19 protein-coding genes are annotated in these 22,200 nt (G+C 71.2%); 13 read left to right on the forward strand and 6 right to left on the reverse strand.

The genetic code is table 11. From position 1 onward, the window contains the following. Positions 1 to 10 precede the first annotated feature (10 nt). From CCS38_RS22075 to CCS38_RS22100, 6 genes are all read left to right on the forward strand, one after another. Positions 11 to 940: a carbohydrate ABC transporter permease gene (locus CCS38_RS22075; protein ID WP_372457127.1), complete on the forward strand. Its 930-nt coding sequence runs from the start codon at positions 11 to 13 to the stop codon at positions 938 to 940. After that, a complete protein-coding gene (locus CCS38_RS22080) occupies positions 937 to 1,782 on the forward strand; it encodes a carbohydrate ABC transporter permease (protein ID WP_223735041.1) in 846 nt (281 codons plus the stop codon). Before CCS38_RS22075 ends, CCS38_RS22080 begins: the two co-directional genes overlap by 4 nt. A gap of 47 nt (positions 1,783 to 1,829) precedes the next feature. Next, positions 1,830 to 3,143, forward strand: coding sequence for an ABC transporter substrate-binding protein (locus CCS38_RS22085; RefSeq protein WP_223735056.1), 1,314 nt, complete (start codon positions 1,830 to 1,832; stop codon positions 3,141 to 3,143). 313 nt (positions 3,144 to 3,456) lie between these two features. Then, positions 3,457 to 4,659 carry a S8 family peptidase gene (locus CCS38_RS22090; protein WP_223735042.1) on the forward strand — a complete coding sequence of 401 codons (1,203 nt, stop codon included), beginning with the start codon at positions 3,457 to 3,459 and terminating at the stop codon, positions 4,657 to 4,659. A gap of 156 nt (positions 4,660 to 4,815) precedes the next feature. Then, entirely contained in the window at positions 4,816 to 5,838 is a 1,023-nt protein-coding gene (locus CCS38_RS22095) for a LacI family DNA-binding transcriptional regulator (RefSeq protein ID WP_372457128.1), read from the forward strand. Between the two features lie 75 nt (positions 5,839 to 5,913). Continuing rightward, positions 5,914 to 6,207 carry a YkvA family protein gene (locus tag CCS38_RS22100; protein WP_223735044.1) on the forward strand — a complete coding sequence of 98 codons (294 nt, stop codon included), beginning with the start codon at positions 5,914 to 5,916 and terminating at the stop codon, positions 6,205 to 6,207. Positions 6,208 to 6,274: 67 nt separating this feature from the next. Here CCS38_RS22100 and CCS38_RS22105 read toward each other — a convergent pair whose 3' ends face one another. Together CCS38_RS22105 and CCS38_RS22110 are read right to left on the reverse strand one after the other, a co-directional pair. Continuing rightward, positions 6,275 to 7,348, reverse strand: coding sequence for a glycoside hydrolase family 43 protein (locus tag CCS38_RS22105; protein ID WP_223735045.1), 1,074 nt, complete (start codon positions 7,346 to 7,348; stop codon positions 6,275 to 6,277). 29 nt (positions 7,349 to 7,377) lie between these two features. Then, positions 7,378 to 9,918: an alpha-L-arabinofuranosidase family protein gene (locus CCS38_RS22110; RefSeq protein WP_223735046.1), complete on the reverse strand. Its 2,541-nt coding sequence runs from the start codon at positions 9,916 to 9,918 to the stop codon at positions 7,378 to 7,380. Between the two features lie 231 nt (positions 9,919 to 10,149). Here CCS38_RS22110 and CCS38_RS22115 point away from each other — a divergent pair, with 231 nt between their 5' ends. Genes CCS38_RS22115 through CCS38_RS22145 form a run of 7 tightly spaced genes read left to right on the forward strand, consistent with a single transcriptional unit; the run spans position 10,150 to position 18,272 of the window. Continuing rightward, positions 10,150 to 11,310: a mandelate racemase/muconate lactonizing enzyme family protein gene (locus CCS38_RS22115; protein ID WP_223735047.1), complete on the forward strand. Its 1,161-nt coding sequence runs from the start codon at positions 10,150 to 10,152 to the stop codon at positions 11,308 to 11,310. After that, entirely contained in the window at positions 11,307 to 12,296 is a 990-nt protein-coding gene (locus CCS38_RS22120) for a zinc-dependent alcohol dehydrogenase (protein WP_223735048.1), read from the forward strand. The genes CCS38_RS22115 and CCS38_RS22120 overlap by 4 nt, the downstream gene beginning before the upstream one ends. Before the next feature lie 29 nt (positions 12,297 to 12,325). Beyond that, positions 12,326 to 13,402 carry a multiple monosaccharide ABC transporter substrate-binding protein gene (gene chvE, locus CCS38_RS22125; protein WP_372457129.1) on the forward strand — a complete coding sequence of 359 codons (1,077 nt, stop codon included), beginning with the start codon at positions 12,326 to 12,328 and terminating at the stop codon, positions 13,400 to 13,402. A 38-nt stretch (positions 13,403 to 13,440) separates the two neighbouring features. After that, complete coding sequence (gene mmsA, locus CCS38_RS22130) at positions 13,441 to 14,976, forward strand: multiple monosaccharide ABC transporter ATP-binding protein (protein WP_223735057.1); 1,536 nt, start codon at positions 13,441 to 13,443, stop codon at positions 14,974 to 14,976. An 8-nt stretch (positions 14,977 to 14,984) separates the two neighbouring features. Beyond that, positions 14,985 to 16,217 (forward strand): multiple monosaccharide ABC transporter permease, encoded by a 1,233-nt coding sequence (gene mmsB, locus CCS38_RS22135; RefSeq protein WP_223735050.1) that lies wholly within the window; start codon positions 14,985 to 14,987, stop codon positions 16,215 to 16,217. Between the two features lie 25 nt (positions 16,218 to 16,242). Then, entirely contained in the window at positions 16,243 to 17,406 is a 1,164-nt protein-coding gene (locus tag CCS38_RS22140) for an aldose epimerase family protein (protein WP_223735051.1), read from the forward strand. A 23-nt stretch (positions 17,407 to 17,429) separates the two neighbouring features. Next, the gene (locus CCS38_RS22145; protein WP_223735052.1) at positions 17,430 to 18,272 is read left to right on the forward strand and encodes a pentapeptide repeat-containing protein; all 843 of its coding nucleotides are present in this window, start codon (positions 17,430 to 17,432) and stop codon (positions 18,270 to 18,272) included. Positions 18,273 to 18,279: 7 nt separating this feature from the next. On the opposite strand, the gene CCS38_RS22150 is transcribed toward CCS38_RS22145, so the two are convergent. The 4 genes from CCS38_RS22150 to CCS38_RS22165 all read right to left on the reverse strand — a co-directional run bounded on the left by CCS38_RS22150 (position 18,280) and on the right by CCS38_RS22165 (position 22,006). Continuing rightward, positions 18,280 to 19,038, reverse strand: a complete 759-nt coding sequence (locus CCS38_RS22150; RefSeq protein WP_223735058.1) for a sirohydrochlorin chelatase — start codon at positions 19,036 to 19,038, stop codon at positions 18,280 to 18,282. A gap of 93 nt (positions 19,039 to 19,131) precedes the next feature. Beyond that, entirely contained in the window at positions 19,132 to 20,058 is a 927-nt protein-coding gene (locus CCS38_RS22155; RefSeq protein ID WP_223735053.1) for an ABC transporter permease, read from the reverse strand. Continuing rightward, a complete protein-coding gene (locus CCS38_RS22160) occupies positions 20,045 to 20,848 on the reverse strand; it encodes an ABC transporter ATP-binding protein (RefSeq protein ID WP_223735054.1) in 804 nt (267 codons plus the stop codon). The genes CCS38_RS22155 and CCS38_RS22160 overlap by 14 nt, the downstream gene beginning before the upstream one ends. A gap of 36 nt (positions 20,849 to 20,884) precedes the next feature. Beyond that, positions 20,885 to 22,006: an aliphatic sulfonate ABC transporter substrate-binding protein gene (locus tag CCS38_RS22165; RefSeq protein WP_223735059.1), complete on the reverse strand. Its 1,122-nt coding sequence runs from the start codon at positions 22,004 to 22,006 to the stop codon at positions 20,885 to 20,887. Between the last annotated feature and the right edge of the window lie 194 nt (positions 22,007 to 22,200).

A 22,200-nucleotide genomic window follows, 5' to 3' on the forward strand; every position in this document is an offset into this window, starting at 1 on the left:
AGCCCCTGCCGTGACCCTCATGACCGCGGCGAAGCGGTCGTCCGGCCCACGGGCCGGTGCCGTACCGCGCCGTGATCACGGCGTGTGGTTCCTCGTGCTGCCCGCGCTGATACCGATCCTCGTGCTGAGCGTCGGCCCGCTCCTCTACGGTGTCGCGCTGGCCTTCACCGACGCGCAGTCCGGGCGTACCGAGCCCACCCAGTGGGTGGGGCTGCTCAACTTCGCCGACCTGTTCCGCGACACGCTCTTCTGGGACTCCTTCCGTATCGGGCTGGTCTGGGCGCTGGGCGTCACCGTCCCGCAGTTCTTTCTGGCGCTCGGCCTCGCCCTGCTGCTCAACGAGAAGCTGCGGCTGCGCTGGCTGGCCCGGGCGCTGGCCATCGTGCCGTGGGCGATGCCCGAGGTCGTGGTCGGCATCATGTGGCGGCTCGTGTACCACCCGGACGCGGGTGTGCTCAATGAGACGCTGCGCGGTTTCGGGCTCGGTGAGGGCCGCGACTGGCTGAGCGGCCTGGCGACCGCGCTGCCCGCCGTCATCGTCGTCGGCATCTGGTCGGGCCTGCCGCAGACCACCGTGCCGCTGCTGGCCGGCCTGCAGAACGTGCCGCGCGAGCTGCACGAGGCGGCGGCCATGGACGGCGCGGGCGCCTGGCGGCGGTTCCGTACGGTCACCTGGCCCGCGCTGCGCCCCGTGGCGCTGGCGATCAGCGCGCTCAACTTCATCTGGAACTTCAACTCCTTCGCGCTGGTCTTCGTGCTGACGGACGGCGGCCCCGGCGGGCGCACCCGGCTGCCGATGCTCTTCGCCTACGAGGAGGCGTTCCGGTACGGGCAGTTCGGCTACGCGGCGGCGATGGGGCTCGCGATGGTCGCCGTCGTCGCGATCCTGCTGGCCGTGTATCTCGCGGGCCGCCTGCGGACCGGGGAGGGCGACCGATGACCGCCCGCCGCGGCCGCAGGGCCGCCACCCGGGCCGCCCAGTACCTCGCCCTCCTCTGCTACCTGCTCTTCCTGCTGGTGCCGTTCCTGTGGCTGGTGTCCACCGCCTTCAAACCCCCGCGCGAGCTGAGCAGCATCGACCCGACCTGGGTGCCGCACGACCCCACGCTCGCCAACTTCCGCGCCGCGTTCGACGAGCAGCCACTGCTGAGCTCGGCCGCCAACAGCCTGCTCGCGGCGGCCGGGGCCGCGCTGCTGGCCGTCGTGGTGGCCACCCCGATGGCGTACGTGCTCGCGCGCTTCCGTACGCGGCTGGCGCGGGCCGCGACCGGGTGGGTGGTGGTCAGCCAGGCGTTCCCCCTGGTGCTGGTGATCATCCCGCTGTTCCTGCTCCTCAAGGCGCTCCGTCTGGTGGATTCGCTCGGCGGACTCACCCTCGTGTACGTCGTCTGGTCGCTGCCGTTCGCGCTGTGGATGCTCACCGGGTACGTACGGGCCGTGCCGGCCGAGCTGGAGGAGGCGGCGGCCGTGGACGGCGCGGGCCGCGTCCGCACGCTGGTCTCCGTGACCGCGCCGCTGCTCGCGCCCGGGATCGTGGCCACCGGGCTGTTCGCCTTCATCACCGCCTGGAACGAGTTCTTCTTCGCGCTCGTCCTGCTCAAGTCGCCGGAGAATCAGACGATGCCGGTCGTCCTCACGCACTTCCTCGGCGCCGAGGGCGCCGCGGATCTCGGTCCGCTCGCCGCCGCCGCGCTGCTCGCCACCGTGCCGAGCCTGCTCCTCTTCGCCGTCATCCAGCGCCGCATCACGGGCGGGATGCTGGCCGGGGCGGTGAAGAGCTGATGCCCGCGCCCGCCCGCACCGCGATGTCCGCGCCCGCCCGCGCTCCGATGCGCCGCCGTACGTTCCTGGGCGCCGCGGCCGCCCCCGTGCTCGGCGCCGCCTCCGTACTGGCCGGCTGCTCCGGAGGCTCCCGGGCGTCCGGTCCCCGCCGCCCCCTGCGCTTCCAGTCCCTGGCCTGGCAGGCGGAGTCCGTACGGGCCAACAAGGCGCTGGTCGCCGAGTGGAACCGGCAGCACCCCCGCAGCCCCGTCGAGTACGTGCAGGGTGCCTGGCCCACCGTCCACGACCAGCTGGTGACCGCCTTCGAGGGCGGCGAGGCGCCGGACATCATCCACGACGCCTCTGACGACCTCGCGGACTTCGCGTACGGCGGCTACCTCGCCGACCTCACCGGCCTGCTGCCGGACCGGCTCGCCGCCGACATCCCGCGGCACAGCCTGGGGACCGGCACCTTCCAAGGGCGGCTCTACGGGGTGCCGTTCCTCCAGGAGCCGCGCGTACTGATCGCCAACCGCAAGCTGCTGCGCGCCGCCTCCGGGGTGCGCGTGCCCACCCCGGAGCACCCTTGGAGCTGGGCCGAGTTCCGGGCGGCGGCCAAGGCGCTGACTCGGGAGGCGCCGAGGGGCGACGGACACCGATACGGCGTCGCCTGGCCCCTGAAGGAGCCGGTCTCCGCGACCCTGAACCTCGCGCTGTCCACCGGCGGCCGGCTCTTCCACCGCCGCGCCGACGGCCGTGCCGAGATCCGCTTCGAGGCGGCCGACCAGGTCGTGCCGCGGACGGTCCGCGACCAGGTGCACGCCGACGGCAGCGCGGCCCGCGCCACGCTCGGCATGGGCGGTTCGGACACGCTCCCCGGGTTCTTCGCCGGGCGGTACGCGATGGTGCCGCTCGGCTTCTCGTACCGGCAGCAGATCGCTCAACAAGCCCCCAAGGGGTTCGAGTGGACGGTGCTGCCGGCGCCCATGGGGAGCGCGCACGCCCAGGGGGTGAGCCCGCAGACGCTCTCGATCGCCGCCGACTGCCCGCGCAAGAAGGAGGCGATGGCGTTCCTCGCCTTCTTGCTGCGCCCGGAGAACATGGTGCGGCTGGCGCTCGGCGACTGGATGCTGCCCACGGGCACCGAGGCGCTGCGCGACCCCCGGCTGCGGGTGGCCGAGTACGGCTGGGCCACGGGCACGGCGCTGGCCGGCACGCTGCGGGCCGCGCCCGCGCAGACCGTACGCGGCTATCCGGAGTGGAAGGACAAGATCGCCACGCCGGGGCTGCAGGAGTACTACAGCGGCGCGATCGGTCTGACGGAGCTGCGGTCCCGGCTCGTCGACGACGGCAATCTCGTCCTCGCCCGCTACCAGCGCTGAGCGGCACCCGTCACCAGGCGTCCGCTACCAGCCCCACCCACCAGCCGTTCCGGAAGGGCACTTGTTGCCTGATGTTGCCGGATTGTAACGGGAGTTGAGGCAACCGGAGTCAACTCAGGTGCTCAATTTGACCGGGTGTGACGGTATTTGCATTTTTGCAAGGTTGTTGCCTATGTCACACCCGTGGGGGAGTCTTGAATTGGACGCGTCAATCAGTCAGGGTTTCGAGCCAGTCCGGCGCAGATTTTCTCGTGCGACCGGACTACAACGCAACGCTTTCCCCCCACACCACCAAACGAGGAGAACCCTCGCTATGGCTCACAAGCGTTCCAGCAAGAAGCGGCTGATCACCGGCATAACCGCCGTCGTCGCCGCGACCGGCATCGCGGCCGTCACCGCGGTCACCGCCGATGCCAGCCCCGCCGAAGGCAGGATCTACGGCGCGAGCGCCAAGACCGCCGTCAGCGGCAGCTACATCGTCATGCTCAAGGACCAGGCCCGTGCGGCCGAGAACAAGGACCTCGCCGCGGAGTACGGCGGCAAGGTCAAGCGCTCCTACAGCGCGGCCCTGGAGGGCTTCTCCGCCACCGGGCTGAGCGAGACCGAGGCCAAGCGGCTCGCCGCCGACCCGGCCGTCGACAAGGTCGTCCAGAACAAGAAGTTCTCCATCGACGCGACCCAGGACAACCCCCCGTCGTGGGGCCTGGACCGCGTCGACCAGGAGGACACCGCGGGCGACAGCAAGTACAACTACCCGGACGCCGCGGGTGAGGGCGTCACCGCGTACGTCATCGACACCGGGGTCCGGGTCTCGCACAAGGACTTCGAGGGCCGCGCGGCCTCCGGCTTCGACGCGGTCGACGGCGACGACAACGCCGACGACGGCAACGGCCACGGCACGCACGTCGCGGGCACCATCGCCGGTGCCGCGCACGGCGTCGCCAAGAAGGCCAAGATCGTGGCCGTCCGCGTGCTGGACGACCAGGGCTCCGGCACCACCGAGCAGGTCGTGGCGGGCATCGACTGGGTCACCGAGAACCACCAGGGCCCCTCGGTCGCCAACATGTCCCTCGGCGGCGGCGCGGACGAAGCGCTCGACGCGGCCGTGCAGAAGGCCATCGACGCCGGTGTCACCTTCGGCGTCGCGGCGGGCAACGAGTCCACCGACGCGGGCCAGGGCTCGCCGTCCCGCGTCAAGGACGCCATCACGGTGGCCGCCAGCGACAAGGACGACAAGCAGGCGGACTACTCCAACTTCGGCAGTGTCGTCGACATCTACGCCCCCGGTTCCGACATCACCTCGGCCTGGAACGAGGGTGACGACGCCACCAACACGATCTCGGGCACCTCGATGGCCACCCCGCACGTCGTGGGTGCCGCCGCGGTCTACCTGGCCGGCCACCAGGACGCCAAGCCCGCGGACGTCGCCACGGCGCTGACCGAGGGCGCCACCCCGGACAAGATCTCCAACCCGGGTGAGGGCACGCCGAACAAGCTCCTGAAGGTCGTCGAGTAAACCCTCGGCACATCGAGTAGGTCGAGCAGACAACCCTCGACATTCGCGCCGGGTACCGGAACGCCGGGCGCAGCTGCCGGCCGTCGCGCTCGCCCCCACGGGGCGCGGCGGCCGTCGGCGTCGAGCGGGAAAGGCGGAGTGCGTAGCATGGCGGGTGTGGCGCACACGGTGGGTATCAAGGATGTCGCACGCCAGGCCGGCGTCTCCATCGGCACGGTCTCCAATGTGATCAACCGTCCCGACATGGTCGCGAAGGAGACCCGCGAGCGGGTGCAGGCGGCCATCACCGCGCTGGGTTACGTCCGCAGCGAGTCGGCGCGCCAGCTACGCGCGGGCCGCAGCCGGATCATCGCGCTGCTCGTGCTGGACATGGGCAACCCCTTCTTCGTGGACGTCGCGGCGGGCGCGGAGCGCGCCGCGCGCAAGGAGGGGCTGGGCGTGATGCTCTGCAACAGCGCCCAGAGCCCGGCCGAGGAGGCGGAGTACCTCTCCCTCTTCGCCGAACAGCAGGTGCGCGGCGTGCTGATCACGCCGGCCGACCTGACCGGCGGCACGCTCGCGCGCTTCCGGCCGCGGGGCATCCCGCTCGTCTTCGTCGACCGGGTCCTCGGCAGCGCGGAGGGCTGCTCGGTCTCGGTGGACGACGTGGCCGGCGGCGCGCTGGCCGCCCGGCATCTCGTCGAGCAGGGTCACGAGGGGCTGGTCTACGTCAGCGGACCGATGTTCCTGACCCAGTGTCAGGACCGGCGGACGGGGGCGCTGCAGGCGCTGCGCGAGAGCGGCCTGCCGGAGTCGGCGCTGCGGCACATCGAGGCGGAGCGGATGGACGTCGCGGCGGGCCGGGACGCGGGCGCCCGGCTGCTGGGCATGTCGCCCCGGCCGACCGCGGTCTTCTGCGCCAACGACCTGCTCGCGCTCGGCGTCTTCCAGGCGCTCTACGGCGCCGGGCTGGCGGTCCCCGACGACATCGCCCTGGTGGGGTACGACGACATCGAGTTCGCCGCGGCCGCCGCCGTGCCGCTCACCTCCGTACGGCAGCCCGCCCGGCTCATGGGGCGGACGGCGGCCGAGATGCTGATCGAGGAGACCGGCGACCGGGCGGCGGACCACGAACACCGGCAGGTCGTGCTCGCGCCGGAGCTGGTGGTCCGCGCGTCCACGCTTCCGGGCCGCGCCTGAGCGTCCTCGCCACCACTCGCCGTACCGGAGTGCCAAGCTGGAGGGCATGGCACGGTGGCGGACCGAGGAGGCGGGATGAGCACCGAAGCGTGGATCGTCGTGGTGGTCGCGGGGGTGCTCGTCCTGGCGACGGTCGTCCTCGCCGTCCGCCTCCTGGTGCGGCTGGTCCGCGCCCGCGGGCTGCTGCGCGACGCGGGCGTCCCCGTGCAGAACAAGGCGGTGTTCTGGGGCGCGGTCCTCTACCTCGTCTCCCCGGTCGACCTGCTGCCGGACCCCGTGTACCTCGACGACATCGGCATCCTGCTGCTGGCGCTGCGGTCCCTGCACACGGCGGCCGCGTCCGCGGGGCTGCGCACCCGCCGCGACTGACGCCCGGCCCGCACCCGCACCCGCACCCGGCCGCGGCAGCCCCGCCCGGCTGCCGCGGCCGGACCGCTCAGCGCACCGTGTCCGCGACCGGCACGCCGAAGTCCGGCGTGCCGTCCGCGTGCCAGCCCAGCCGCTGGATGCGGGTGTGCCGGTTGGGGTCGTTCAGCGGGTCGCCGGTGATGTCCTTGTACTGCCGTGCGTGGTAGACGAGGACGTCGGTGCGGCCGTCCTCGGCGACCGTGAAGCTGTTGTGCCCCGGGCCGTACTGGCCGGTGGTCTCATTGCTGGTGAAGACCGGTACGGGCGACTTGGTCCAGGAGGCCGGGGCCAGCAGGTCGGCGCGCGCGTCCGCGGTGAGCAGCCCCATGCAGTAGTTGCTGTCGGTGGCGCTGGCGGAGTACGTCATGAAGACCCTGCCGTTGCGGATGAGAACCGAGGGCCCCTCGTTGACCTTGAAGCCGCGGGTCTCCCAGTCCAGCGTGGGCGAGGAGAGCCGTACCGGCGGGCCGCCGAGCGTCCAGGGGTTGGCCAGCGGGGCGATGTAGAGGTTGGAGTTGTTGACGATGCCCGGCTCCTGCTGGGCCCAGGTCAGATACCGCCGGCCGCGGTGGGTGAAGGTGGAGGCGTCCAGCGAGAAGGTGTCCCAGGGCGTGGCGATCCGCCCCTTCTCGGTCCACGTGCCCTTGAAGGGATCGGGGTGGGAGTTCTCCAGGACGTACATCCGGATCTTCCAGATGTCGTCGGACCGGCCGGCCGCGAAGTAGAGGTACCAGCGGCCGTCGATGTGGTGGATCTCCGGCGCCCAGATGTGGGCGGCCATCTCACCGGTGGCGTGCTTGCGCCACAGCACGGCCTCGTGCGCGTCCGTGAGGCCGCGCAACGTACGGGACCGGCGGAGCACGATGCGGTCGTACTCCGGGACAGTCGCGGTGAAGTAGTAGAAGCCGTCGGTGTGGCGGTGGATGTGCGGGTCGGCGTGCTGCCTGACCAGGGGGTTCGGGTACGTCGCCGCGGGCCGGTGGCGGCCGGGCCGGTGGTCGGCGGGCGCGGCGTGCGCCGCGGTGGCCGGCAGCCCGGCGGCCGCGGTCACGGCCAGCGTGCCCAGCAGCACGCCTCTGCGGCTCGGTTCGGTACGGGACATCGGGTGCTCCTTCGTGGCGGGTGGGCGGATCAGCCGGTCTTCTTGATCCGCAGGAACGTGACCGAGTGGGCGGGGAAGGTGTGCGTGAACTCGCGGCCGACGCCGCGCAGGGTCGACTGCCGGGGCGCGATCGGCTGCGCGTCGGCGGTGTTCTCCGCGTCCGGGGCGCCCTGGAGGGTGGTCAGCCGGGCGGTCGAGGCCACTTCGGTGCCGAGGTCGATCCGCGTCCGGGCCGCCGCGTCCTGGGCGTTGACGACCTTCACGATCAGCTCGCCGGTCTTCTTGTCCTCGGTCACGACCTGGCGGAAGGGCTCGGCCTTGGCGTCGTCGGTGAAGCCGCCCCACTTCTTGCCGTCGAGGTACAGCGTCACCTGCCGCCCGCGTACCTGGACCTTCAGGTCGTAGCTCCGGCCGGTCTCGATCTTCGTGCCGTCCTCGGTGCCGGCCATCGTCTGCTTGGCGCCGTCGACCGTCTTCTCCACCGCCGAGCGGGTGTTGCCCCAGCCGCCGAGGTTCCACCAGTAGTGGTTTCCGGTGTCCTTGACGCCGAAGGCGACCATGAAGCCTTCCTTGCCGGACTTCTTGGTGGCCTTCACGTGCAGGTCGTAGTTCTGCCAGCCGGGGTCGCCCGCGGTGACCAGGGTGTTCTCGGCCGCGGCGTCGGACTGCACGTACGCGCCGTCCTCGACCTGCCACGTGCCGCGCCCGGCCCCCTCGGTCCACTTGCCGTCGCCGCCCGAGAAGTCGTCGCTGAAGAGCGTCTTCCCGTCGGCGCCGGTGACCTTCACGTCGTCGTACGCGGCCGCGGTCGCCCAGGTGGACAGGCCGATGGCGCCGGTGATGGGCGCGGTGGTGGCCGGGGTGCCGGAGGCGGTGCTCGGGACGACCCGGTCGCCGGCGTTGTTCATGAAGAGCTTCTGGACCTCGTAGCTCGTCGAGCCCCAGGACCGCTGTCCGTCGAACCAGATCATGTCGGGGCGCCACTGCACGGAGTCGGTGCGCGCGAGCAGCGGGGCGTACGAGGCCAGCTTGACGACGTCGGCGTTGCGTTCCAGGCCGGTCATGAACGCGGCTTCGGACAGTGCGTTGCGGAAGCGGTTGTCCTGGGAGGCGTACTCGCCGAGGAAGACCTTGGGGCCGTTGCGGTCGTAGGAGTCGTAGCGCTCGTTGTTCTCCAGGAACCACTGCGGGCTGTTGTAGTAGTGCTCGTCGACCATGTCGACCTTGTTCTCGCGGTTGAGCTGCCAGGCCCGGTCGAAGGTGGTGCCGCTGTCATCGGGCCCGGAATTGCTGATGACGGTGATGTCGGGGTGCTTCGCCTCGATGGCGGCGCGGAACTCCTTGAAGCGGGCGAAGAACGCGTCGGGGAGGTTCTCCTCGTTGCCCACCGCGAGGTGAGTGAGGCCGAAGGGCTTCGGGTGGCCCATTGCGGCACGCTTCCTGCCCCACTCGGACGTCACCGGGCCGTTGGCGAACTCGATCAGGTCCAGGGTGTCCTGGACGTGCCGCTTCAGCAGCGCCGGGTCGTCCGTCACCTTGTTCTCGCCGCACCCGGTGACCAGCGCGGGGACCACCGGCAGCGGCATCGCGCCGATGTCCTCGGCGAACTGGAAGTACTCGTAGTAGCCGAGGCCGTAGGACTGGTTGTAGCCCCAGAAGTTGGCGTTGGTGGCGCGCTGCTCGACGGGGCCGATGGTGTCCTTCCACTGGTACGAGCGCTTGCGCTGCCAGCCGGACTTCTCGTCGTATCCCTCGTGGCTGCCGGTGTTGACCAGGCAGCCGCCGGGGAACCGCACGAAGCCCGGGTCGAGCGCGGCGATCTTCTCGGCGAGGTCCTTGCGCAGCCCGTTCTCGCGGCCCTTGTAGGTGTCGCGGGGGAAGAGGGAGATCATGTCGAGCGCGACGGGGGCGGCGGAGGCGACGGTGAGCCGGCCGGTGGCGGAGGTGCGGGTGGCGGTGAAGGATGCCGTGTACTTCGCCCAGCCGCCCCGCGCGGTGACGCGGCGCGCCGCGGCCAGCTCGCCAGAGGAGTCCCGCAGGGTGAGGGTCAGCGGCGCGCCCGCCGCCTCGCCGGTGCGGGCCCAGACCGAGAAGTCGTACCGCTCGCCCTTCCGCACCGCGATGCCGGTGCCGTAGCCGGCGTTGGTGACGGCGGAACCGCCGCGCAGGGAGAGGTAGTTGCGGTTGCGCGCGTTCAGCCGGCCGTCGTCGTTGACCACTTTCGCGGAGCCGGTCGTGTCCCACGAGGTCAGCGGCGTGTAGGCGGCGTTGTCGGCGCGGTCGTACTCGAAGGAGCGGTTCTGGACCTGCTCGGCGTACAGGCCGCCGTCCGCCGCGCGGTTGATGTCCTCGAAGAAGACGCCGTACATGGTGTCGTCGATGGCCGGGCCCTGGCGGGCGGGGTCGACGGTGAGGGTGTAGTCGGTGGGCTCCGCCGCCGCCGGGGGAGCGGCGAGGGCGGGCACCGCGAGGGCGACGGTCAGCGCCCCGGTGAGGAGGGTGAGCCGCCCGCGTCTTCGCGGCCGGGACGGTGGCGCTGCGGGTGCGGACGAGGGTGCCGTGGTGGGCATGGTGCGCTCCTTGACGGGCTGTGCGAAGGAACGGACTGTTCGAGATATCGGACATTGCTCGGGATATCGCCCAGTGAGGATTGCGTCAGAGCTGTCGCTCCGTCAACACCCATGAGCGCGACCATGAAAACCGTGCGAGGACCGTTGACACGGCTCCCGTCGTGGCATTACCTATCTCGCAGCATTTCGAACGTGTGACGAAATTTCGAACGTGGCGAAGGGGCAGCTCCCGTGCGCATCACCGGAATCAGCACTCATGTCGTCGGGACGCCCTGGCGCAACCTGACCTACGTCCAGGTCCACACCGACGAGGGGCTCACCGGCGTCGGCGAGACCCGCATGCTCGGCCACACCGACGCGCTGCTCGGCTACCTCCGCGAGGCGGAGGCCAACCACATCGCGGGCTCCGACCCGTTCGCCGTCGAGGACCTGGTGCGCCGCATGAAGTACGGCGACTACGGGCGGGCCGGCGAGATCGTGATGTCCGGCATCGCGTGCGTGGAGATGGCCTGCTGGGACATCAAGGGGAAGGCGCTGGGGGTGCCCGTCTGGCAGCTGCTGGGCGGCAAGGTCACCGACAAGGTCAAGGCGTACGCCAACGGCTGGTACACCACCGAGCGCACCCCGGAGGCGTACCACAAGGCCGCTCGGGCGGTCGTCGAGCGCGGCTACCGGGCGTTGAAGATCGACCCGTTCGGCACCGGGCACTTCGAACTCGACCACGAGGAGACCGTGTACGCGGTCTCGCTGATCGAGGCGGTACGCGACGCGATCGGTCCCGAGCGGGAGCTGATGCTGGAGATGCACGGCCGGTTCAGCCCGGCCACCGCCGTCCGGCTCGCCCACGAGATGGCGCCCTTCAAGCCCGCCTGGCTGGAGGAGCCGGTCCCGCCGGAGAACCTCAAGGCGCTCAGCAAGGTCGCCGCCAAGGTGGACATGCCCATCGCCACCGGCGAGCGCATCCACGACCGCATCGAGTTCCGCGAGCTGTTCGAGTCGCAGGCCGTCGACATCATCCAGCCCGACGTCGGCCACCTCGGCGGCATCCTGGAGACCCGCAAGCTCGCCGCCACCGCCGAGACCCACTACATGCTGGTCGCGCCGCACAACGTCGGCGGTTCGGTGCTCACCGCCGCCTCCCTCCAGGTCGCCGGCTGCACCCCCAACTTCAAGATCCTGGAGCACTTCAACGACTTCGCCGACGCGGAGATCAAGAAGGTGGTCAAGGGCGCCCCGCAGGTCGTCGACGGCTACTTCGCGCTGTCCGACGCGCCGGGCCTGGGCGTCGAGCTGGACACCGAGGCGGCCGCCGAATTCCCGCAGCAGCAGGCCCGCTTCGACCTCTGGGCCGAGGGCTGGGAGCAGCGCAACCCCGCCGGGACGGGCCGGTGACCGGCCGCGCGCTCGTCCTGGACGCGCCCGGCTCGTACCACTTCGAAGACGTCGGGCCCGCCGCGCCGGGCCCCGGCGAGGTCCGCGTCCGGGTGCACGCCTCCGGTGTCTGCGGCAGCGACCGCGAGCTGTACCGGGGCACGCGCCCGGAGGGGTACGTGCGGTATCCGGTGATCCCCGGGCACGAATGGTCCGGCACGGTCGAGGCGGTCGGCGACGGCGTGCCGGAGGCCCTCCTCGGGCGGAAGACCGTCGGCGAGGGGTTCCGCAACTGCCAGGTGTGCGCGCGCTGCCACGCGGGCGAGACGACGCTGTGCACGGCCGGGTACGAGGAGACCGGGTTCACGCAGCCCGGCGCGATGGCCGACACGCTGGTGCTGCCCGCCCGGCTGCTGCACCCGCTCGCCGACGGCGCCGACCTCACCGCCGCTGCGCTCCTGGAGCCTGCCGCCTGCGTCGCGGCCGCGGCGCTGAAGGCGGAGGCGCGGCCGGGGGAGCGGGTGGCGGTGGTCGGCACGGGCACGCTCGGCATGATCGCTGTACAGTTCCTGGCCGCGGGATCGCCCGCCGAGCTGCTGGTGGTCGGCCTCGGCCGGGACCGGGAGAAGCTCGCGCACGACCTCGGGGCGACCTCCTTCCGTACGGCGGACGAGCCGCTGCCGGACGACTTCGACGTCGTGATCGAGGCCGCGGGATCGGCCGACGCGGCCCGCACCGCGGCTGGACTGCTCCGCCGCGGCGGCCGGCTGGTCCTCACCGGCCTCCCGGCCCCGGGCGCCACCGGCCTGGACCCCACCGAGCTGGTCGTCCGCCAGACCGAAGTACGGACCGTCTTCGGCGCCCCGCCCGCCGCCTGGGCCCACGCCGTACGCGCCTTCGACGCCGGGCTGCTGGACCTGCTGCCGCTGGTCACCCACCGCCTGCCGCTGGAGGGCTTCGCGGAGGCGATGGCGCCGGGCGCCGGGAAGGTACTGCTGCACCCGTAGGCACCACCCCGCTCCGCCCGGCCGCCGCCCTGGCCGCCGTCCTCCTCATCGGCTCGCTCACCGCCTGCGGTCAGGAGGCCCGCGGAGGCAGCCGCTACCAGCCGGACGCCGGCAAGGGCGGCACCATCGGCCTGGCGATGCCCACCAAGTCCTCCGAGCGGTGGATAGCCGACGGCAAGAACATGGCCGAGCAGTTCCGGAAGGCCGGGTACAAGACCGACCTCCAGTACGGCGACGACAAGGTCGAGAACCAGGTCGCCCAGATCGAGAACATGATCACCAAGGGCCACCGGCTGCTGGTGGTCGCGGCGATCAACGGCTCCGCGCTCACCGAGGTCCTCCAGCGCGCGAACGATGCCGGCATCCCCGTGATCTCGTACGACCGGCTCATCCTGGGCACGCCGCACGTCGACTACTACGCGTCCTTCGACAACGAGAAGGTCGGCCGCCTCCAAGGGCAGTACATCCTCGACCGGTTGAAGCTCAAGAAGCCCGACAAGAACGCGGGTGAGCGCTACAACATCGAACTCTTCGCCGGCTCGCCGAACGACAACAACACGAAGTACTTCTGGGGCGGGGCCATGAAGGTCCTCAAGCCCTTCTTCGACTCCGGACAGCTCGTCGTGCGCAGCAAGCAGACGAAGATGAACCAGGCCACCACGCAGGACTGGAACGGCGGCATCGCGCAGAAGCGCATGGACGACCTCATCAGCAAGAGCTACGGCGACCAGAAGGTCGACGCGGTCCTCTCGCCGTACGACGGCATGTCGCTCGGCATCATCTCCGCGCTGAAGAGCGCCGGTTACCGCGGCGATGACCTGCCGGTCGTCACCGGCCAGGACGCCGAGCTGGCCTCGGTGAAGTCCATCGCCCGGGGCGAGCAGACCCAGACGGTCTTCAAGGACACCCGCAAGCTCGCCAAGCAGGCCGTCCAGATGGGCGACGCGGTGCTCACCGGCAAGAAGCCGGAGGTCAACAACACCACCGACTACGACAACGGCAAGCGGATCGTCCCGGCCTACCTGCTCGACCCGGTCTCCGTCGACAAGTCCAACACCGAGCTCCTCGTGGACGAGGGCTACTTCACCGCGGGACAGCTCAAGTGACGGCCCGCGACGGCACGTCCGAGCGCCCCGTACTGGAGATGCGCGGCATCACCAAGACCTTCCCCGGGGTCACCGCGCTCTCCGAGGTGACCCTGACCGTGCGGGCCGGCGAGATCCACGCGATCTGCGGGGAGAACGGCGCGGGCAAGTCGACGCTGATGAAGGTCCTCAGCGGGGTGCATCCGCACGGCAGCTACGAGGGCGAGATCCGCTTCGAGGGCGAGCCGGTGGCCTTCAAGGACATCAACGCCAGCGAGCGGCGCGGCATCGTGATCATCCACCAGGAGCTGGCGCTCGTCCCCTTCCTCTCGATCGCGGAGAACATCTTCCTCGGCAACGAGCAGGGCCGGCGCGGCCTCATCGACTGGCCCACCACCCTCAGCGGAGCCGCGAAGCTGCTCAAGCGGGTCGGGCTGCGCGAGAACCCGCAGACCCCCGTCGCCGACATCGGCGTCGGCAAGCAGCAGCTCGTCGAGATCGCCAAGGCGCTGTCGAAGGAGGTGCGGCTGCTCATCCTCGACGAGCCGACCGCGGCCCTCAACGACGAGGACAGCGCCACCCTGCTGGCCCTGATCCGCGAGCTGCGCGACCAGGGCATCGCCTGCATCATCATCTCCCACAAGCTGAACGAGATCCGGGAGATCGCCGACGCGGTGACGATCCTGCGCGACGGCCGCACCATCGAGACGCTGACCGTGCGGGAGCGCCCCGAGGACGCGGCGGAGCTGTCCGAGGACCGCATCATCCGCGGCATGGTCGGCCGCGACCTGGACCACCGCTTCCCCGACCGCACCGCGTACGAGGGCGCGGACGCCGGGGAGATCGCGCTGACCGTACGCGACTGGTCCGTGCGGCACCCCGTCGACCGGACCCGCAAGGTCGTCGACGGCGCGTCGCTGACCGTACGGCGCGGCGAGATCGTCGGCATCGCGGGCCTGATGGGCGCGGGCCGCACGGAACTCGCGATGTCCGTCTTCGGCCGCTCGTACGGGATCCACGAGGGCGGGACGGTGGCGGTCGGCGGCCGCGAGGTGAACACCGCGACCGTGCCCGCCGCCATCGCCGCCGGGATCGCGTATGTCACCGAGGACCGCAAGCAGTACGGCCTGAACCTCATCGACACCATCCACCGCAACATCTCGCTGGCCTCGCTGCGCGGCATGACGCGCCGGGGCGCCGTGGACGAACACCACGAGCGGTCCGTCGCCGAGCGCTACCGCACCTCGATGAACATCAAGGCGCCCACGGTCTTCGAGCAGGTGGGGCGGCTCTCCGGCGGCAACCAGCAGAAGGTCGTGCTCAGCAAGTGGATCCACGCCGACCCCGAGGTACTGATCCTCGACGAGCCGACCCGCGGCATCGACGTCGGCGCCAAGTACGAGATCTACACCGTCATCGACCGGCTCGCGGCACAGGGCAAGGCGGTGCTCTTCATCTCCTCCGAACTGCCCGAGCTGCTCGGCATGTGCGACCGGATCTACACCATGGCCGAGGGCCGGCTGACCGGTGAGGTCGCCCGTGCTGACGCCACCCAGGAAGTCCTGATGCGCCAGATGACCATGAACAGAAGCTGAGGCCCGCGATGACGACCACGACCACCCCGCCCAAGGACTCCGACGCCGCGGTGCCGTCCGCCGTCCGCTCGGCCGGCGCGCTGTTGGTGCAGAGCGTGCGGAACAACATGCGCCAGTACGGCATGCTCACCGCGCTGGCCTTCATCGTCGTGCTGTTCCAGATATGGACCGACGGCACGCTGCTGCTGCCGAACAATGTCTCCAACCTGATCCAGCAGAACAGCTACATCCTGATCCTGGCCATCGGCATGATGATCGTCATCATCGCGGGCCACATCGACCTCTCCGTCGGCTCACTGGTCGCCTTCGTCGGCGCCATGTCGGCGGTGATGATGGTGAAACAGGACGTGCCTTGGGTGCTGGCACTGGTGCTGTCCCTGCTGATCGGCGCGGTCGCGGGTGCCTGGCAGGGCTTCTTCATCGCCTACGTCGGCATCCCGTCCTTCATCGTCACCCTGGCCGGCATGCTGCTCTTCCGCGGCCTCACGCAGATCGTGCTCGAGGGCCAGTCCATCGCCCCGTTCCCCGAGGGCTTCCAGAACCTCGCCAAGGGCTTCATCCCCGAGATGGGCCCGTACACCCAGTACCACAACCCCACCCTGCTCCTCGGGCTCGCCGCCGTGGTCTTCCTGCTGCTGCGGGAGTGGCGGGACCGGCGCCGCCAGCTCGCCCTGGAGCTGGACGTGCTGCCCACCGGGCTGTGGGTCACCAAGTGCGTCGCGCTCACCGCGGCCGTCGTCGCCTTCACGCTGACCCTGGCGAGCTTCCACGGCGTACCGGTCGTGATGCTGGTGATGTGCGCGCTGCTGCTCGCCCTCGGGTACGTCATGCGCAACGCCGTGATCGGCCGCCATGTGTACGCGCTCGGCGGCAACAAGGCGGCGGCGAAGCTGTCGGGCGTGAAGGACAAGCGCGTCACCTTCCTCGTCTTCGTGAACATGGGCGTACTGGCGGCGCTCGCGGGCTGTGTGTACGCGGCGCGGCTGAACGCGGGCACGACACAGGCCGGTCTGAACTTCGAACTGGAGGCGATCGCCGCCTCGTTCATCGGCGGCGCCTCGATGAGCGGCGGCGTCGGCACGGTGATGGGCGCCGTGATCGGCGGCCTCGTCCTCGGCGTCCTCAACAACGGCATGTCGCTCGTCGGCATCGGCACGGACTACCAGCAGGTCATCAAGGGGCTGGTGCTGCTCGCCGCGGTCGGCTTCGACATCTACAACAAGCGCAAGGCCGGTTCTTGATCCCCACCAAGAAGGCAGGACAGCCATGACGACCAGCAGACGTACCGTGATGGCCGCGGCGGCGGCAGGGCTCGCCGCGACCGCCGTCGGCACCGGACCGGCCTTCGCCGCGGCGCCCGCCGCGCGAGGCGGCCGCCCCCGCAAGGAACACTTCGGCACCCTCCCCGACGGCACCCGCGTCGACCGCTGGACGGTGGAGAGCGGCGGTACCCGGCTCGGTGTGCTGTCCTACGGCGGCATCGTCCAGACCCTGGAGCTCCCCGACCGCCACGGCCGCCGGGCCAATGTGTCGCTCGGCTTCGCCGAACTCGCCCCCTACCTCACCGCCGGGACGTACTTCGGCGCCCTCATCGGCCGCTACGGCAACCGCATCGCGGGCGGCACCTTCACCCTCGACGGGCGGACGTACCGGCTGCCCGTCAACGACGGTCCGAACAGCCTGCACGGCGGCGACCAGGGTTTCGACAAGCGGGTGTGGGACGTCGAGCCGTACGCCGGCGGGGACGGCAGCGGTCTCACTCTGCGGCGCGTCAGTCCGGACGGTGAGATGGGTTACCCCGGCACTTTGTCCGTCCGCGTCGACTACGTCCTCGACCGCCGCGGCGCCCTCCGCATCGCGTACGAGGCGACGACGGACCGGGCCACGGTCGTCAATCTCACCAACCACACCTACTTCAACCTGGCGGGCGAGGGCAGCGGCGACGTCCTCGGCCACACCCTGCGGATCGCCGCGTCCCGCTACACACCCGTCGACGAGACCCTCATCCCCACCGGCGAGCTGCCGAAGGTGGCCGGCACCCCCTTCGACTTCCGGCGGGCCAAGCCGATCGGCCAGGACATCCGCCGGGGCCACCAGCAGCTCGTCTTCGGCGGCGGCTACGACCACAACTTCGTACTGGACAAGGGCGTCACGGCCGCCCCCGAGCACGCGGTGACCCTCGCCCACTCGGCGTCGGGCCGCGTCATGGACATCGCCACCACCGAACCAGGCGTGCAGTTCTACAGCGGCAACGGGCTGGACGGCACGCTGCGCGGCACCTCGGGCGCGCTCTACCGGCAGGCCGACGGCCTCTGCCTGGAGACGCAGCACTTCCCCGACTCGCCGAACCGGCCGGCCTTCCCGGCCACCGTGCTGCGCCCGGGGCAGACCTACCGGACGACGACCGTGCACTCCTTCGGGGTGCGCTGACCCGGCGGCGGCCGTGGGGGAGAATGGGAGTTCGACCCGCGGTAGGAGAACGAACCGGAATGCCCTCAGCCGACCTCCAGGCGAATTGTGCCCAATGCTTCGGCCTGTGCTGCGTGGCGCTGCCCTTTGCCGCCTCGAACGACTTCGCGGCGGACAAGGACGCCGGTACGCCGTGCAAGAACCTTCAGGCGGACTTCCGCTGCGGCATCCACGCACAGCTCCGGGACAAGGGCTTCCGCGGCTGTACGGTCTTCGACTGCTTCGGCGCCGGCCAGAAGGTCTCGCAGGTGACGTTCGGGGGACGGGACTGGCGGCAGCACCCCGGCACGGCCCGGCAGATGTTCGCGGTCTTCCCCGTGATGCGGCAGCTGCACGAGCTGCTCGCGTACGTCACCGAGGCGCTGGACCGGCCCGAGTGCCGGCCGGCGCACGCTGGGCTCCGCCGCGCTTCCCAGAACCTGGAAAGCCTCACGCTGAGCCCCGCCGAGGTGCTCGCCGAGCTGGACGCCGGAGCGGTCCGCGAGGAGGTCAACGCGCTGCTCGTACGGGCGGGAGAGCTCGTGCGGGCAGCCGTGCCCGGCAAGAAGAAGAACCACCGCGGCGCCGATCTCTTCGGCGCCCGGCTGCACAAAGCGAAGCTTCAGGGCGCCTGCCTCCGGGGCGCGTGTCTGATAGCGGCCGACCTGTCGGGCGCCGACCTCCGCTCCGCCGATCTGATCGGCGCGGACCTCCGGGACGCGGACCTGAGCGGCGCCGACCTGACCGGCGCCGTCTTCCTCACCCAGGCACAGCTGAACGCGGCGCGGGGCGACACCCGGACCCGGCTGCCCGAGTCCCTCGTGCACCCCGCCCACTGGCAGGCATAGCCCCGGGTCAGGCCGTCATCGCCGGCGCCGGCCGGCGCAGCGTCTCCGCGTACCGCAGCGCCAGCAGATGCGCCAGCTCCGGCGCCGGGCCCAGCACGTCGGCGAGCAGATCGGCGCCCGCCTCCCGGGCCCCGGCCACGATCCGGTCCGGCAGCCGGCCGGGCGCGATGACGTACGGCGCCACGGCGATCCGCTCGACGCCCTCGGCCCGCAGTTCCCGCACGGCGTCCTCCGTGCGGGGAAGGGATGCGGAGGCGAACGCAGGCCGCACGGCATACCAACCAGTGGTACGCCGCCACTCCCGCGCGATTTCAGCGATCACTGCGATCGCCTCCGGGTCTGAAGAGCCCGCCGAGGCCAGTACGACCCCGGTCGAGGCACGGTCGGCGGGGCTGAGCCCCGCCTCGGTGAGCCGCCGCTCCAGCGCGCCCACCAGCAGGGGCGCGGGGCCGAGGACGTCGGCCTGCTGGACGCTCAGGCGGGGCAGCCGCGCGCAGGTCTCGCGCAGCACCGAAGGGATGTCCGTCTTGGCGTGGAAGGCGCGGGTGAGCAGCAGCGGCTGCGCCACCACCTCCCGTACGCCGTCCGCGTGCAGCCGCTCCAGCACCTGCGGCACGCTCGGCGCGTTGAAGTCCAGATAGCCGACCTCGACGCGCAGTTCCGGGTGGAGCGTCCGGACCCGTTCGCACAGCGCGCCGACGGTCGCCGCGTGCCGCGGGTCCCGGCTGCCGTGCGCGACGACCAGCAGTGCCGGCCGCTCGCGCAGCCCGCACCGGCCGGCGGCCGAGGCGGTGCCGGTCGTGGGGGCGAGCAGATGGGGTCGCATGGCGGTGGTTTCCTTCGACAGGGCCGACAGGTGTCAGCGGGCGTTGGGGAGCAGTCCGCGGCTGCGCAGCACGCGGCGCTCGATGGGGGCGAAGATCAGCAGCTCGATGCCGATGCCGACGATCAGGATGAGCAGGATCGCGGCGAGCACGAGGGACATGTCCGAGCCCACCCGGCCCTGGTCCAGCAGCTGGCCCAGGCCCGCGCCGAGGTCCGGCGAGGTGGCGATCAGCTCGGCGGCCATCAGCGAGCGCCAGGAGAACGCCCAGCCCTGCTTGAGGCCGGAGATGTACCCGGGCAGCGCGGCGGGCAGCAGGACATGCCGTACGCCCTTCATGCCGGTCGCGCCGATCGTGCGGCCCGCGCGCAGGAAGAGCGGCGGGATCTGGTCCACGCCGGAGACCAGGCCGTTGGCGATGGACGGCACCGCGCCCAGCAGCACGACCGCGTAGATCGTGGCGTCGGTGATGCCGAACCAGATGATCGCGGCGGGCACCCAGGCCACCGACGGCAGCGACTGCAGGCCGGAGAGGATCGGGCCGATCGCCGCGCGCACCGGGCGGACCCGGGCCACCAGCAGGCCCAGCGGCGTGCCGATGACCAGCGAGGCGGCGAAGCCGAGCGCGCCGCGCGAGACCGACTCCCACACGTAGCTGAGGAGCGTGCCCTCCAGCCACTTCTCCCGCAGCGAGCCCCACACGTCCAGCGGGCTGGGCAGCTGGTAGTGCGCCTTGAGCTCGAAGTGGTACGCGAGCTGCCACAGGGCCAGCACGATCACGACGGCGACGACGGGCGGCACGACCTTGGAGAGCAGCGTGCGCAGCACGGGCGGGCGGCTGACGGCCTGCGTCTCCAGCGCGTCGAGCCCGGCCTCCAGCCCCGCGGTCTCGGCCCCGCGCGCGCCCGCCGCCTTGGCGTCGGCCGCGTTGCGGGTCTCGGTGGTGGTCTCAGTGCTGGCCATGGCGGCGGATCTCCCCACGGAGCTGTTCGGTGATCTCTACGGAGAGCTCGGCGACGGCGGCGTCCTCGATGCGGCGCGGCTGCGGAATGTCGACCTCCCACTGGCGGGCGATGCGCCCGGGCCGGGAGGACAGCAGCACGACGCGCTCCGCGAGCCGGACCGCCTCGCGGACGTTGTGCGTGACGAAGAGGACGGAGAGGTTCGTCTCTTCCCAGATGCGGGTCAGCTCGTCGTGCAGCACGTCACGGGTGATGGCGTCCAGCGCGGCGAACGGCTCGTCCATCAGCAGCAGTCCGCTGTCCTGGGCGAGCGCGCGGGCCATCGCGACCCGCTGCCGCATACCGCCGGACAGCTCGTGCACGCGCTTGCCGTAGGCGCCCTTCAGCCGTACCAGCTCCAGCAGCCGTTCGGCCTCGTCGCGGCGGTCGGCACGCGGCGTACCGCGCAGCTTCAGGGCCAGTTCGATGTTCTTGCCGGCGGTGAGCCAGGGGAAGAGCGCGTGCTCCTGGAACATCAGGGCCGGGCGGCTGCCGGGCACGTCGATGGTCCCGGCGGTCGGCTTGTCGAGCCCCGCGACGAGGTTGAGCAGCGTGGACTTGCCGCAGCCCGACGCGCCCAGGAGGCAGACGAACTCGCCCGGCGCGACATCGACGGTGATGTCGTCCAGTACGTGCTGCTGCGCGCCGGGGCGGCCGAAGGACTTCGAGACGTGGTCGATACGCGCCGCGTAGCCCGCCGTCTCCTGCTTGCCGGCCGTGACAGCCTGCTGGGTGAGGGTAGGGGTCGTCATCGGTGTCACCTCCTGGGAACCGTACGGATCGATCGGTTACTGCGCGCCGAGTCCGGCGGCGCCGACCGGGGGCCTGCCCTCGGCCTTGAGGACCTTGTTGAGCAGCCGGAGGTCGTAGATGCCGTGCAGGTCGGGCTTCTTGAGCAGCCCGGACGTGACCGCGTGCCGCGCCTCGTCCTTGAGGGTGGCGGCCAGCGGGTCGTCGGTGACCTCGACGTTGCGGAAGGCGGAGTTGAGCACCTGGTCGGGCAGCCGGGTGCCGGAGACCTTGGGGTCGGCGAGCGAGGTGTTGACCGCCTGCGCGGCCTCGCCCGGGTGGCCCTTGATCCAGTCGTTGGTCTTCACCGAGCCGCGCAGCACCGCCTCGACGGCCTTGGGGTGCTCCTTGAGGAACTGCTGCCGGACGACGATGTTCGTGATGACGAACTTGCCGTCCTTCCAGAGCTGCTTCTCGTCCAGCAGCGTGCGGCCGCCCTCGGCGACCAGCTTGGACGCGGTCGGTTCGGGCACCCACGCGCCGTCCACGCCGCCCTGCCGGAAGGTGTTCGGGATCTCCTTGTTGTCCTGCCGGAAGACCCCGACCTCGCCCTTACCGGTGTCCGGGTCGACCTGGTACCCCTTCTCGTGCAGGTAGTTCAGGAGCGCGACGTCCTGGGTGTTGCCGAGCTGCGGGGTGGCGATCCGCTTGCCCTTCAGGTCCTTGAGGGACTTGATCTTCTTCGGGTTCACCACGAGCGAGACGCCGCCGGAGGCCGAGCCGCCGATGATCTTCAGGTTGTTGCCGTGCGACTGCACGTACCCGTTGATCGCCGGCGACGGCCCGATCCAGCCGATGTCGATCGTCCCTGCGTTCAGCGCCTCGATCTCCGCGGGACCCGCGTTGAAGATGTACGGCTTGACCTGCGTGCCGCCCAGCTCCTTCTGGAGGAAGCCCTTCTGCCGGTCCACCATCGGCGTCGCGTGCGTGACGTTGCCGAAGTAGCCGATCCGTACCGAGTCCAGGCCGTCCGTCTTCGGGCCCTTCGCCGCCACCGGCTTGGTGCTCTTCGGCGCCTTGGACCCGTAACCGCAGGCCCCCAGCGCCCCGATCAGCAGCGGGACGGTGGCGGCCGCCGCCAGCAGGCGGCGGGCGGTGGAGCGGGGACGAGCGGCAGGCAGCACGGGAGGGGTTCCTCTCGGTGGGCCGGGGCGGTACGCGCCCTTCTAGGGCGCGCCCGGCAGGTCAGGTGGTCTTCGGAAGGGTCCTGCGGGCAGGGCGGGGTGGAGCGGGGTCAGCGCACACATCGGCCGACTCCGCCCTGCCCGCTGCCGAGGGCGCCGCTGCCGATCCGGCCGCCCTCCTTCGCGAACGT

Origin of the sequence: Streptomyces purpurogeneiscleroticus, from assembly GCF_020024005.1 — a bacterium.
GTDB classification, from domain to species: domain Bacteria; phylum Actinomycetota; class Actinomycetes; order Streptomycetales; family Streptomycetaceae; genus Streptomyces; species Streptomyces purpurogeneiscleroticus.

Bases quoted from the DNA above. Each gene is read 5' to 3' on its own strand.
- CCS38_RS22145 (WP_223735052.1), top strand. From the start codon at position 17,430: ATGGGAGTTCGACCCGCGGTAGGAGAACGAACCGGAATGCCCTCAGCC.
- CCS38_RS22080 (WP_223735041.1), top strand. From the start codon at position 937: ATGACCGCCCGCCGCGGCCGCAGGGCCGCCACCCGGGCCGCCCAGTAC.
- CCS38_RS22100 (WP_223735044.1), top strand. From the start codon at position 5,914: ATGAGCACCGAAGCGTGGATCGTCGTGGTGGTCGCGGGGGTGCTCGTC.
- CCS38_RS22160 (WP_223735054.1), bottom strand. From the start codon at position 20,848: ATGACGACCCCTACCCTCACCCAGCAGGCTGTCACGGCCGGCAAGCAG.
- mmsA (WP_223735057.1), top strand. From the start codon at position 13,441: ATGCGCGGCATCACCAAGACCTTCCCCGGGGTCACCGCGCTCTCCGAG.
- CCS38_RS22110 (WP_223735046.1), bottom strand. From the start codon at position 9,918: ATGCCCACCACGGCACCCTCGTCCGCACCCGCAGCGCCACCGTCCCGG.
- CCS38_RS22105 (WP_223735045.1), bottom strand. From the start codon at position 7,348: ATGTCCCGTACCGAACCGAGCCGCAGAGGCGTGCTGCTGGGCACGCTG.
- CCS38_RS22140 (WP_223735051.1), top strand. From the start codon at position 16,243: ATGACGACCAGCAGACGTACCGTGATGGCCGCGGCGGCGGCAGGGCTC.
- CCS38_RS22155 (WP_223735053.1), bottom strand. From the start codon at position 20,058: ATGGCCAGCACTGAGACCACCACCGAGACCCGCAACGCGGCCGACGCC.
- CCS38_RS22090 (WP_223735042.1), top strand. From the start codon at position 3,457: ATGGCTCACAAGCGTTCCAGCAAGAAGCGGCTGATCACCGGCATAACC.
- mmsB (WP_223735050.1), top strand. From the start codon at position 14,985: ATGACGACCACGACCACCCCGCCCAAGGACTCCGACGCCGCGGTGCCG.
- CCS38_RS22085 (WP_223735056.1), top strand. From the start codon at position 1,830: ATGCGCCGCCGTACGTTCCTGGGCGCCGCGGCCGCCCCCGTGCTCGGC.